Annotated in this window: 7 protein-coding genes and 1 pseudogene; 3 read left to right on the top strand and 5 right to left on the bottom strand. The window is 59.0% G+C overall.

The genetic code is table 11. From position 1 onward, the window contains the following. Positions 1-235: 235 nt before the first annotated feature. The gene (locus SH410x_RS10675; protein ID WP_473676490.1) at positions 236-2,353 is read right to left on the bottom strand and encodes a M50 family metallopeptidase; all 2,118 of its coding nucleotides are present in this window, start codon (positions 2,351-2,353) and stop codon (positions 236-238) included. A gap of 60 nt (positions 2,354-2,413) precedes the next feature. Further along, a complete protein-coding gene (gene dxr, locus SH410x_RS10670) occupies positions 2,414-3,706 on the bottom strand; it encodes a 1-deoxy-D-xylulose-5-phosphate reductoisomerase (protein ID WP_473676489.1) in 1,293 nt (430 codons plus the stop codon). Positions 3,707-4,203: 497 nt separating this feature from the next. Here dxr and ftsH point away from each other — a divergent pair. The 3 genes and pseudogenes from ftsH to SH410x_RS10655 form a co-directional block, all read left to right on the top strand. Next, positions 4,204-6,009, top strand: a pseudogene (ftsH, locus tag SH410x_RS10665) (ATP-dependent zinc metalloprotease FtsH); the annotation flags it as partial. Between the two features lie 194 nt (positions 6,010-6,203). Then, positions 6,204-7,316, top strand: coding sequence for a transposase (locus tag SH410x_RS10660; protein WP_473676488.1), 1,113 nt, complete (start codon positions 6,204-6,206; stop codon positions 7,314-7,316). 243 nt (positions 7,317-7,559) lie between these two features. Next, the gene (locus SH410x_RS10655; RefSeq protein WP_473676487.1) at positions 7,560-7,739 is read left to right on the top strand and encodes a hypothetical protein; all 180 of its coding nucleotides are present in this window, start codon (positions 7,560-7,562) and stop codon (positions 7,737-7,739) included. Positions 7,740-8,479: 740 nt separating this feature from the next. Here SH410x_RS10655 and SH410x_RS10650 read toward each other — a convergent pair. From SH410x_RS10650 to SH410x_RS10640, 3 genes are all read right to left on the bottom strand, one after another. Further along, positions 8,480-9,640 carry a PP2C family protein-serine/threonine phosphatase gene (locus tag SH410x_RS10650; protein WP_473676486.1) on the bottom strand — a complete coding sequence of 387 codons (1,161 nt, stop codon included), beginning with the start codon at positions 9,638-9,640 and terminating at the stop codon, positions 8,480-8,482. A 188-nt stretch (positions 9,641-9,828) separates the two neighbouring features. After that, a complete protein-coding gene (locus tag SH410x_RS10645; RefSeq protein WP_473677289.1) occupies positions 9,829-12,147 on the bottom strand; it encodes a ribonuclease R family protein in 2,319 nt (772 codons plus the stop codon). A gap of 102 nt (positions 12,148-12,249) precedes the next feature. Next, a complete protein-coding gene (locus SH410x_RS10640; RefSeq protein ID WP_473676485.1) occupies positions 12,250-13,701 on the bottom strand; it encodes a tyrosine-protein kinase family protein in 1,452 nt (483 codons plus the stop codon). Positions 13,702-13,733: the final 32 nt, after the last annotated feature.

Raw genomic sequence — 13,733 nt, 5'->3', positions numbered from 1 at the left:
TCACCAATATGAGCCCCTGGACGGGACAATGGCCCCGTCCGAAAGGCAAATAGCCCTTCATGGCGATGCCCGCCCGGACGTGCGGCGGGAACCACCAGAGGCGTGTCGATTTCTTGAGCCGAGTCGCGTAAGCGGCCGGGTGGCTCGCATTACCCGATGCCTTACGGCATTCGGCTCACCATTGCCGGTCGCACTCCGGCTAAATCAACAGCCTGCTAGCGTGCGGTCCGGCGATCTACAAATGCAGAATATCGTTTGCGAATACGAAGATCATCAGTGCGAGCAACGCCAGCACGCCGGCGAATGTCAGTCGCATTTCCAGGGCCTCGTCGAGTTTTTTACCGCGAATCGCTTCGGCGATCAAAAACATCATGTGGCCACCATCCAACGCAGGGATGGGCAGAAAGTTCAAGATTGCCAGGTTCATGCTGAGCATGGTTAAGAACAGCAATTGAGCTGAAATGCCACGCTTCGCTTCGTGGCTGGCCATTTGCGCAATCCGAATCGGGCCACCGAGGAACTTCGGTTGAACTTTGCCGGTCACCAACATGCCCAGGAATTTGCCAACCTGTTCGAGACCCCGAACGCCCTCTCGGACGCCCAGTGAGATCGCATTGCCAAACGAACTGGCAGTCTGAATGCGCGAGACCTTGTCGAAATTCAATCCGCGATCGTACCAGTCCCGATCCGATTCTCGCACCTTCATGGTTGATTCGATGACGGAGCCCTCCGGGGGACGGGTGGCTTTGACGAGCACCTCGGTACCAACCGGCAGGATTTGCACCGTTTCCATCAGCACACCGAGCGGCATCGCTGCCCCGATTTCCCAGCCTGTTTGGAGCTGCTCGATGGCCGCCTCACCGAGTGATTGGAGGAGCGTCGTTTTGGCTTGCTCGTCGGCGAAGCGAATCCGAACTTCCTTCACCACATCGCCAACTTGCAGGTTGCTATCCGATGCGGTGACCTTCTGGATGGTCGTATCGCAATGGTATGCAAAACCGAGCGGCGTGCTGGCCATTGTCTCGCCGAGTTGGGAAATCGGCGCGTAGGTCTGCAGCGATGGAACGGGCGTGATCGTCAGCGTCTTGGTTTCGGCGGCTTGGTCTTTGCCGCGACGGACGGTCACCTCGACCTTCTCACCGACAGGCCACGACCGGAGAACGAACGCGTACAGGTCGATGGATTCGTCACCATTGACCGCGACAATTTGGTCGCCCACTTTCATGCCCGCTGCCTCGGCGGGCCCACCGCTGATCAACGCGGTGATTTTGCCGACTTGGAACCGCACTCCAAATTCTTTCTCACGCTGGGGCGGGAGCGTTACTTTCTGCTCTTTTCCATCTGTGCGGACGAGCGTCAATTCAATCGGTTTCGAAGGTGAACTGTAGATTTCGTTGAGCAGCGGCGCGATTGGCATCGATGACTCAGCGTCGAGCTTTTTCCCGTCCCAACCAACGACTTCCGCAGCAGCATCTTCGTCCGTCAAGACTTCCGCGGCAGAAGTTCCCGGTATGGCAAATAATTTCGCTGGCAATTGCGATCCAACGGGGCCGTAGATGCCGATCATCCGCAGGCTTGGTTCGAGCGGATGGGGTTGCGGGGTGAGCGCATATTCTCGTGAATCGCTACCATAGGCGACGTGCACGTCGACGGGCTGGTCAGGGTGGTCCATACCGCCGAGCATGATGTCCTGTTGCATCTTGCTAAAGTGCATCTGGCTGTCCTCTTCGCCCCCTGCCACGGACGTAACCAATCCACCGGGCTGGACAGCAGCGGCCCAAGCGGCACCACCGGGCATCACGCCGCCGACCATGGCCGGCGTGTAGGGCACGCCGTAAAAATAGGCTACCGCGGCGAACAGGACGCCGGTGATCACATTCATGACGACCCCCGCGCTGATGATGATCATTCGCTGCCAAACGGATTTTGCGGGGTAGGAGCGGGGATCGAGCTTGGCCGGCTCGCCTTCCTCTCCCTCTTCGCGGATCCGACGGGCCTCCTCTTCGGCATTGCGTGGATCGTCATCCTGGCCGAGCATTTTGACGTAGCCGCCCAGCGGGATGATGCCGATGCCGTACTCGGTCTCGCCATAGGTGAACTTGCCGAGCGTCCGGGGGAATTTGATCGGGCCAATCTGCAGCGGCACGTCAAATCCCACGTAAAACTTCTCACATTTGACACCAAAGAGCTTCGCCGCCAAAAAATGCCCAAGCTCATGGACAAAAATCACCAGGCCGATACCCACGAGCACCTTGGCCCACAACCATGTTCCGCTCAACAACGAAGCGAAAAAACCGGGGTCGTCAGTCGCTGCTAAGAGCGTGGCGACGTGCATGCAGTCAAACAGAGACATGAATTCAGATAAATTTGGAGCAAGCGAATGGGAAGCGAAACGGAAATACGGCTACGAAAGCTATAAAGTTTCAGCGATTTTTTGGGCCCGGCAGCGAGACCACTCGTCGAGCTGCAGGAGCCGATTGAGACTTGGTGCGGATTCATGGTTGTGGTCCTCGAGTGTTTGTTTGCACAACCGGGCGATGTCAGTAAAGCGAATTTTGCCGCTCAAGAATAGAGGAACCGCCACCTCGTTGGCTCCATTGAGCACCACCCCGGCGGTGCCGCCCACCCGAGCAACCTCAAATCCGAGCTTGAGGGCAGGGAATCGATCCAGATCGACCGGGATCAAACTCATCTCCCAGCTCCGCTCGCGATCCAACACGGGCGCCGGGCAGGGCAACCGATGGGGATACGTCAATGCGTATTGAATGGGCAGTCGCATGTCCGGCGGGCTGAGCTGCGCGATCACGCTCCCATCGTCGAACTCGACGAGCGAATGGATGATGGACTGCGGGTGAATCACCACCTCAATTCGATCAGCGGGGACATCGAACAACCATTTCGCTTCGATGACTTCGAGCGCCTTATTCATCATCGTGGCGGAGTCGATCGTAATTTTCTGCCCCATATCCCAGGTCGGATGGTTCAGGGCCGCCGCTGGAGTCGCATTCTGCATGGCTTCGACGGTCCAATCCCGGAACGGCCCGCCGCTGGCGGTCAGGATCAAGCGGCGAACCCCCGGTAGATTTTTCATCGTCCGATCGCCGCCCGACTCGGCGGGGGGGGAGCCATCGTCGCGAGACATCGATCGCTGGGGTGCCGGCGCATGCTCGCTCAAACAGCGGGCTTCGGCGAGACACTGATAGATTGCGGAATGCTCGCTATCGATGGGCAGCAACTCAGCGCCGCTGCGGGCCGCCGCTGCGGTGACGACGGGACCGGCGATCACCAGCGTTTCCTTGTTCGCCAGCCCCACCCGTTTGCCTGCCTCGACCGCCGCGAGGGTCGATTCCAGCCCCGCTCGCCCCACAATCGCCGCAACCACGGTGTCGACAGCGTCATCCGTGGCCGCTCGCACAAGCGCCTCAGGCCCAATGTCGAGCCGACAACGACGCTGCAGATCGTACCGAGCCAACTGGTCTCGGGCCTGGGCAGCACCGTCGGGGTCCGAAACGACAATCAAATCCGGCAGTGGTTGTGCCGCGTGAGCCGCCTTGATGAGTGCGTCGATCTGGCGGTGGCCGGAAACCGAACACACTCTCCAATCCGCGGTGGGAAAATTCTGGCTGAGCTTCGCGACCACATCGAGCGTTGCCACACCGATACTACCAGTCGCACCGAGAATCGCGATCCGGCGTCCGTTGTGCATATTTCTGCCTTAATTGTTCCTAACAAAATCCTCGAATGGGACGTATCATGTACGAGCCAAGCGGTAACTACAATCCGGAGATCCGCAACTTTCGCCCTTCCCCGTAAACCTTTTCTGTAATGAGCGATCAACCCAAATCTTCTCGTGGATCTTCCGAGCAGCGCGGCAGTGGCAACATTTGGTTTGTCCTGATCGTCATCGCGGCGGCTGTTCTCCTCAGCGCCTTCCTCGTCTCGGATTCCCAAAAGCGACTCCGCTACCCGCATTTAGTTGAGTTATTGAGCCAGGCTGCGGAGTTGCGCGAGGACACCGTGGTCGCGACCAGTCCTCCATCGCCAGCCCAACTCGACGATGTTGCTGCGGAGGCCGGTGAAACGGTCATTCTCCGTCAAAGCGACACGGGATCCGATGCCGTCATGGTCGCGTCGCCAGAGGGGGCGTCGACCAACGAGGCCGTGGCGAGGATCATCGTCCCCGGTGAGGAAGGCAAATCATATGAATACAGCCGCCCGACGGACATTCTCGTCGCCGATGACAGCATCACTGGCAAAATCGACTACCGCGTGTTGACGGGCCGGGCCAGTGACGCAAAGGTCTCGCCCACGCAGGTCGGTTTCTTGACCATTCGCGGCTACCCGAACGACGCGATCGGGGCTGAGCTAATCACGCTGTTGGATCAATCCGGCGTGGGCTGGGACTATGATCGACCCAGCCGATTTTTCGAGACCCACTGGCCGGAGCTTCTGATGATCGGTGTGCTCATTGCTCTGGGCATCGTCATGCTGCGGCGGATGGGCGGCGTTGGCTCGCCAATGTCGTTCTCGCGGAGTCGTGGCAAACTCTACAGTGAAGCAGATCTGCCGACGACGTTTGAGGACGCGGCGGGGATCGATGAAGCGGTTGACGAGGTTCGCGAAGTCGTGGATTTCCTACGCAATAGCGAGAAATATCAATCATTGGGCGGCCGCATCCCCAAGGGGGTGCTGTTGGTGGGTCCTCCCGGGACAGGTAAAACACTGCTCGCACGAGCGATCGCCGGCGAGGCGGGTGTGCCGTTCTTTAGCCTCTCGGGTAGTGACTTCGTCGAAATGTTTGTCGGCGTCGGGGCCGCCCGCGTGCGTGACATGTTCACCCAAGCGACCAATCGCGCCCCCTGCATCATCTTCATTGATGAACTCGATGCGCTCGGCAAGAGTCGTAGCGGCAACGCCGTTGGCGGACACGACGAACGCGAACAGACGCTCAATGCACTGCTCGTCGAAATGGATGGTTTCGGTGCGAATTCAGGGGTGATCGTGATCGCCGCGACGAACCGCCCCGAAACCCTCGACCCCGCCCTGTTGCGTCCCGGACGCTTTGACCGCCATGTGCTCGTCGATCGCCCAGACGTTGCCGGCCGCGAACACATTCTGTCCGTCCACGTCAAGAACGTCAAACTTGACGAGGATGTCGATCTACGCCGAATCGCTTCCATAACGAGCGGCTTCGTCGGGGCCGATTTGTCCAATCTCGTCAACGAAGCAGCCTTGCTGGCAGCCCGCAACGAGCGTCTCGCGGTCGGCATGGACGAGTTTAATGACGCCGTCGAACGTGTCACCGCAGGACTCGAAAAGAAGAATCGAGTCATGAACGAGGACGAAAAAATTCGCGTCGCCTACCACGAATCAGCACACGCTCTCGTCGCTGCGGCGCTCCCCAATACCGACCCGGTGCACAAAGTCAGCATCATCCCACGCGGGCTCGCCGCGCTCGGGTACATGATGCAGCGTCCCGAGTCCGAACGGTTCCTGATGACCAAGAGTGAACTCGAGAGTCAGATGAAAGTCATGCTCGCGGGGACACTTGCTGAAGAAATGGTGTTCCAAGACATCAGCACGGGGGCCCAAAACGATCTCGAACGCTGCACCGAAGTCGCACGCAGCATGGTGATGGATTACGGCATGAGCCGCATTGGACGTGTTAACCTACGCCGCAGCACTCGCTCTCCATTCCTGGGCGGCGGCGGCATGGGCGACTACCAAGTCGTCCATAGTGAAGAGATGGCCAAACTCATCGACAAAGAGGTCTCGCGAATTGTCGAAGACATGTTACTGCAGACCCGCGATATCCTCGAACAGAGACGTGAAGTTCTCGAAGCGGTCACTCAGCGTTTACTCGAAGTCGAAGCGATCGATAGCGTCGAATTGATGCGGTTGATTCGCGAACACAGCACCGGCCCCTGGCTGGTCCCCGGGACCGTTAACGCCAAACCCAAAGCAAAAATCGTCCCCCGAGAAACCGACGATTCGGCTCACTCACAGTAAGCGAATCGAAGCCACCCCCTCGTGGGCCCCCTGCAAATCTCGCAATCGCAAGAAGCCAAACAATGAGGGAAAGAGCATGACACCGGGAAACAAGGAGGGACAGAGCATGACACCGAGGTATTTGACTTATCCCAACAGGAGGTATATCCTGAATTAGGTGAGTTTGCCGGTTCTCTTCCCTCGAGAGGTGTGAGATGGTTCGCTTGGCGCGGAGTGAAGTGTTTGATCCTGATGAGGTGGTCATCGGGCATGTCATTTCAAGGACATGCCGTCGCTGCTACCTCCTCGGAAACGATGAGTTTTCCGGGAAAAACTTCGATCACCGCAAGGTCTGGATCGAAGAGTACTTGCAGCAATTTGCCGCCTGTTTTGGGATCGACCTGCTGGCGTTCTCGATTCTTTCGAACCATTTTCATCTGATTTTAAGATCCCGGCCCGATGTGGTGGCGACTTGGAACGATGAAGAGGTGGCGCGGCGGTGGTTGATGCTCTGTCCCCATCGCCGGAAAGCGGATGGCTCCCCGATGACGCCATCGCAGCCCGAGATCCTATCGATTGCAGGGTGTCCTATTCGACGTGCGGAAATTCGCAAACGTTTGAGTAGTTTCAGTTGGTGGATGCGGTTGCTGTGCCAGCGTGTGGCAATGCGGGCAAATAGGGAGGAAGAGGAAAACGGGAGGTTTTTCCAAGATCGGTACCGGGCGACCCGGTTGGCCGATGAGGCCTCGCTGCTGGCCTGCGCCGCCTACGTGGACTTGAACCCGATCCGGGCAGCGATCTGCGAGACGATCGAGCAGAGCGATCACACATCGGTACAAAGACGAATCGGTGCGTTGGTGAAAGCGGTCCCCGAGGAAAATCCGGGGCGGGTAGAAGACGGTGGCGGTGGGGAGACTCGGGACGGGCGGAGTCGTCGGCCGACAATGCTGGGCGATGAGTTTCTGTCGCCGCTAACGATCGACGAGGCATCGGATCCAATCGGTCCGTGTGCGAGCGAGTCGGGCAGACGGTGTAGCGACAAGGGATTCTTGGCGATGCCGCTGGAGAGATACCTGGAGCTGCTGGACTGGACGGCGAGACAGGTGGCCCCTGGCAAGAGTGGTTGCACGCCGAAGACGCTCTCACCGGTGCTGGTCCGCCTGGGGCTCGATGCGGAGACCTGGTGTGAAGTGGTCCGAGATTTCGGGAAGTTGTTCTGCAGCGTGGCCGGACGGCCTGAGTGCGTCGATTCGATGCGCTGTCATCGGACGCAGCGGCGGTATCATCTGCGCCGCCGAGCCCGCGAGTTGCTGACGGCCGCGGATTAGTTGCGACTTTCGATACCTCCGAAGTGGTGGTTGCGATGGCCCAGCGATGAAGGTGCGCGCCCGGTGGGCTGCATGTAGCCCCATTCCGCATCACTGGCGACGTGCGAACGCCAAAACACGTTTGCGATGCCGATATGGGAGCGGTATGACCTATCCGAAATCTAATCGGACACGGAGACGAAATGCTCTGTCCCTCTATCTTGCTCTGGCAAGAGTGGTTGCACGCCGAAGACGCTCTCACCGGTGCTGGTCCGCCTGGGGCTCGATGCGGAGACCTGGTGTGAAGTGGTCCGAGATTTCGGGAAGTTGTTCTGTAGCGTGGCCGGACGGCCTGAGTGCGTCGATTCGATGCGCTGTCATCGGACGCAGCGGCGGTATCATCTTCGCCGCCGAGCCCGCGAGTTGCTGACGGCCGCGGATTAGTTGCGACTTTCGATGTCTCCGAAGTGGTGGTTGCGATGGCCCAGCGATGAAGGTGCGCGCCCGGTGGGCTACAAGTAGCCCCATTCCGCATCATTGGCGGCGTGCGAACGCCAAAACACGTTTGCGATGCCGATATGGGAGCGGTATGACCTATCCGAAATCTAATCGTACACGGAGACGAAATGCTCTGTCCCTCAGCCTCCCTGTCCCTCAGCCTCCCTGTCCCTCAGCCTCCCTGTCCCTCAGCCTCCCTGTCCCTCAGCCTCCCTGTCCCTCAGCCTCCCTGTCCCTCAGCCTCCCTGTCCCTCAGCCTCCCTGTCCCTCAGCCTCCCTGTCCCTCAGCCTCCCTGTCCCTCAGCCTCTCTGTCCCTCAGCCTCTGTGAACAAAATGGACGCAGAGACGCGAGAGTCGGGGAGACGCAGAGAAGAGCGAGAGTCAGAGGCAGTGATCGGCTTTCTCTGCGTCCTTGCGTCTCCCCGACTCTGCGTTGAATTCCTCACTATGACACGGACGGGGGCCACCCCACTGAGCGGACCGCCCGTCAGGACCGCCCGTCAGCGCCCGTCACGGACACAGCACTTCGTCGCGCCCGTCAGGGACACAGCACTTCGTCGAGGATTTTGACCTCCCGATCGAGATGTTGTGTCCCTCTCCTCGCTCTCCTGGGGGAGGACGCATAAAAATAAGTCGAACTGGATACGTTAAGGAAATGCTCTGTCCCTCTGCCTCTGAGGACAACTTACGCAAAATCTGCGGTCGCTGTCTTGACAATCACGGCCGTGCGATCGTCTTGCTGCGTTGCGGTGCCGTTGAAGCGTTCAGCGAGCGCAAACATCGAATCTAAAATCGACAGCGCAGGATGGTGTCGTCCTGAGACCACCGCGTCGATCACGCGTTGCTCGCCCAGGAACTCCTGGTAATCGCTGGTGGCTTCGGAAATTCCGTCGGTGAACAGGGCCAGCAGATCGCCGGACCTGAACTCTGGAACGGTAACGGTCGGATAGGTCTCCGTGGGCGAGATTCCCAAGGGGGTGTTGTCGGTTTGCAGCGTGACCACCTGTCCGTCCTCTTTAACGAGGTAGCCGGGATGCCCAGCACTGCTGTAACTCAAATGCTGGCCACTGGCGTCAAAGCTCGCCACAAAGAGAGTGACAAATAGTTGTTGCTGCATGTCATCAGCGATCAGCCGATTGATGTGCGTCAAGATCTCGCCCACTGGCATCGACGACGAGGCGAGGGCGCGTAAGAACGCGCGTGTCTCAACCATCATCATTGCGGGCCCCATCCCGTGCCCGCTGACGTCGCCGATGACGACCAATAGTGATCCGTCGGGGCGGGTGATGTAGTCGTAGTAATCGCCGCAGTTTTGCGTCGCCGATGAGCAGCGTCCGGCCAGGCTGACGTTGGGGAACTCTGATTCGCTGTGCGGGTACAAACGCTGTTGGATGGTGTCGGCGATCTCAAGGTCCAACCGGACGCTGGCCAGTTCCTTTTCGAGCAGGTGCCGCGCATTTCGCTCGATCGCAAAGTGTATGGTTCTGCCCAACACCTCGGCCGTGAAGCCCGCCCCTTTCACAATGTAATCCTGAGCACCGAGTCGTACCGCGTTGACCGCCGTCTGCTCATCGATATCACCGCTAACGATCACAATCGCTGCACCGGCGCTGAGGTGGGCGAGACGCCGAAAGGTGTCTAAACCATGGCTGTCGGGAAGGTTCAAATCCAATAGCACGATATCAACCGAATTCTTTCGGAGCATGGAAATCGCGACCGAAAGATTCTCCGCTTGCAGTAGCGAATAGTTCCCTTGCAGACCCTTTTTCAAACAAACCTGCACGTGAAATCGAGCGGTCGGACTATCTTCGACCAGCAGGATGACTATGGGCAGAGTGTGATTCAAAAGAGGGGCTCGGCACAATTTCTCGCGTCGATCAAATTTCCGTATGGAGATCGAGTGGACGAAGGCGGGACAACGGATGGATGATCGCACCCGGGGGGCCGTCGCAACGACGCACAACCCAGGCTAGCCAGACACCCTATTCTACTCGGCTAGCCTTTCCATCTGCAAGCCATCGGAGCCTCGCCTGTTCAACGTCCTCGCTTTTTCTTACGTCCCCGGCGATCGGTTCGACGCTTGGTTTTGTACTTCGATTTCGCCTTACCACCGTCGGCCGCGGCAGCACGATCGTTTTGCTGGGACGATTGGTTTTTGACGACCGCCAAGTACAGTTGCCGATCCTGCAGATCGACTTTGTCGATCCGCACCGTCAACAGATCCCCCAGCCGGAAGCGGTTTCCTTCTTTGAAACCGATCAACATCTGTCCACGGCGTTCAAAGCGGTATTGGTCGCTCGGGAGCGTCGTTACGGGGATAAAACCGTCGACGGGAAGTTTGATGCATCGGGCGTGCAACCCGTCCGCGAACACGCGGCTGACCACGGCGTCGAGCGTCTCACCCACTTTCTTCTTGAGAAAATGTAGCAGTTTGAGTTGCACCAGTTCACGTTCGGCAGCTGCTGCGTTGCGTTCGGCATCGCTGCACTCATGACCGAGTTTAACCAGCTCGGCGAAGGAATCGTCAGGTGTCGATTTCTTCTCAATCAGCTTCTGAACCAGACGATGCACCGTCAGGTCAGGGTAGCGTCGAATGGGGCTGGTGAAGTGGCAGTAGTGCTCCATGTCGAGCGCATAGTGGCCCTCGCGGTGCGGCCCATAGACCGCCTTGTTCATACTTTTGAGAACGGAAAAATTAACCGCGTTCTCCAGTGGAGTGCCTTCAACTTTGTCGAGCACCGCCTGAATCTCAAAGCGACTCTCGACATTGTCGATCCCCAACCCGAGATCCCCCACAAACGCAGATAGACTGCGGAGTTTTCGTCGTTCGGGTGGTTCGTGTATTCGGTGCAGGAAGTTCAGACCGAGGTCATCGAGCCAGGTCGCGACGGCTTGGTTACCCGCCAGCATGAACTCTTCGATGAGTTGATGGCTCTCGGTATTCTCCACCAAAAACGCCCCTCTGACTTTTCCGCTGCGATCAAGATCGAGTTTGATATCGGGCAGTTCCATCGACAGTGCGCCGGCTTCGAAACGCCGCTTGCGCATCTTCATCGCAAGGGAGTGCATTTGATCGAGCAGCTCACAGACCTCGCTGCCCCACAGTTCCTGAAACGCCGCCGGCGCTGCAAGGTACTGATCGATCTGTTCGTAATTGAATCGCTTGTCACTGCGAATGACCGCATTGTGGACTTCGCTGTGCGTGATCGTCAGATCGTCCGTCATCTCGATCTCGACCGTTTTGACGAGCCGACGACGCTCGGGCTGCAGCGACGCGAGATGATTACTGATAATTTCCGGGATCATGGGGATGACACGGTCCGGCAAATACACGCTGGTGCCTCGTTGCCGCGCCTCCTCATCGATTGCCCCACCGAGCTGCACAAAGTGGCTGACATCGGCGATATGGACCCATAATCGCCAACGCCCATCCTCACGCTGCAGCGAGATAGCGTCATCAAAATCGCGGGCGTCGAAGGGGTCGATCGTAATCGTCAGCAGATCGGTCAGATCCGTGCGATCCTCTGGCAGTGTGTCCTCGTCAAATTCATCGGCGCGTTTGCGGGCTTCCTCGAGGACACGCTGTGGGAATTCGTCTGGCAGCGCGTACTGCCGCATCACCGTCAGCGTATCGATGGAAGGATTTTTGTTACTACCGAGTCGCTCGAGAATGACAGCCTCGCCGCCGCCACCGTCATCGCCGGGGAACTCGACGATTTCAACGAAGACTTTGTCGTCATCAACGAGCGGCAATCCACGGACGTCACCGACACTGACGGGGGCATTGAAATGCACGCCATCGAGATACACGACGGGCCCATCGATCTGGTGCAAATGAGCACCGCGGTTATAGACATCCGACGGTTCAGGCGGGACCGCATGGTGATAGAACGTCCCGGTGAACTGCCGTCGCTCACGCTGCACGACGTCGATCACAACGCCCTCAATGCCCCCCCGCCGACTGGGGCTAATCTCGACCTCGACGAGGTCTCCGTCCATTGCGCCGCCGGTCGCTCCAGGGGGAACAAAGATATCTTCCGGCCGGTCGTCGTCCGCCCCGCTGCCACCGCTTGAGGGGCGAACAAATCCAAACCCACCGCCCATGGCGCGACGGAACTTGCCGCGCACACTGTCCGATGGTCCGCCAACGGCAGCGGCCGCCACGACCAAGTGATTGCCGCCGTATACCAGACGCCCCTCATTAGCGAGCTGCTTGATCACCCGCCGCAACTCGCGATAGCCATCGCCATCGAGGTGCAGCTGGGTCGCGATTTGTTTCGGTTTGCTGGGGCGGTATTCCGCCGCGTGGACCCATCGCAGCAAGCGATCGGTCAATTGTTGAGATACTTCCATGATGACAGAATAGCTGCCCATTCTCGTTCCCACAAACGGTGGAAGGAACGATCGATCGAGAGAGTGAGTCGAGACGTGTCGACGGCCTGTGAATGATCCGCTTCAGCTACAGAAGTTCTCGATCACGCCCACGCCATGCACACCGTGGCTGCGGAGCGTTTGCGAGAGCGTTTCCACCTCACCGGGTTCGGTGCGTCTCTCGTCGCGGACGATCAAGGCCGTGCCGCACAGAATGATATCGTCGATTGCTGACGCACCGCAGTCGACCACGACCACGTCAAATGATTGCTTGAGCCGCGTCAGCATCTTGTCCAGCTCATCCCGCTCGAATCTCACCCCACCATCGACTTCCAACAGGGGCAGCAGCGTCAGTGCATCAGCCTGCGATGTGACCGCGATTTCTTCGAGGGGTAGGTTGCCGCGGATGGCGTCGACCCAGCTATGGTCGAGTTCGAGTTGTAGGTCCGAGGCGATCTTGACGCCGCTACGATCGGCATCGACCAATGCGACTCGAAGTCCGGAGAACGCGATGCTGAGCGCCAACCCCAAGGCCACTGTCGAGCGTCCCTCACCAGGTTTCGCACTCGTGATCGCGATCGTCTGCAGCCCCTCCGAGCGAGCCTCCCCCAACCGAGCGGCGAGTTGCTCGGCGAGTGAATCCGCCAGGAACAGTTGATCAATCGTGCTCGGCACGACAAATTCGTCCACCTGCCAGGCCGCGGTAAACTCTTGCGGGGCTTCGCTTGCCGGCAGCGTCGCAGCGACGGGAGCGGATACGGATTCGTGCAGTGTTGCTGGTTCGATGACCGGTTTCGCGGGAGACGCAACGCTCGGCGGCGAAACGAGATGGCTCGGCGGCGGAGACGCAACGCCCTGCGGAGACGCAACGCTCGACGGAGTCGCAACACTCGGTTGCGCAACCATGCTGCTTGGCTGCGGCGCAGGGGCTTCGGGCCTTGGCGCTTCCCACACAGGGGCTTCGCACACTGGGGCTTCGGGCGTAAGGGCTTCGCACACAGGGGCTTCGGGCGTACGGGCTTCGCCCGCAGGGGCTTCGGGCGGATGCAGCGTCGTGAAACCTGGCTGCGCTGCTGGGTCGGGTGTATCGGTTGGTTGCAGCACCCGATCGTCGGCGATTTTGGCCTTGGTCGAGAGAATCATGACATCGATAGGGCGACCAAACAGCGCTTCGATCGCGTCGGCGGACAGTTCCCCGGACTGCGAAGTCGGACCAGCGACGGCGGGTTCGAGTCCATCCTGACGGACTCGCGTTCCCGGTGTAACCGGTGTAACCGGTGTAACCGGTGTAACCGGTGGTTTGCACGTCGATGACGTTGAAACTCGCTCAGTCGCCCGCTGCGGGTGAGGGGGCGAGATTCGATCTCCAGCGCTGGCTCGCTCGAGGCGCAACAACGCTTCATCCAACCTGCGTGACGCCAGAACACTGGATTGCGTGACGTTTTCCTGCCCAATGCGTTCGCGGAGTCGCTGCGCCGCCATTTCTGCCGACGGTTCAGGAGCGGTTGTTTGGGGGGCATTGTGGGAAGATGACATGAGCATTCTCGATAAGTTTCTATGTGTGAATT

Source organism: Rhodopirellula sp. SH410 (assembly GCF_055811895.1).
The sequence above is the reverse complement of the archived record's forward strand: the minus strand, read 5'-3'. Positions and strand labels throughout refer to the sequence as shown.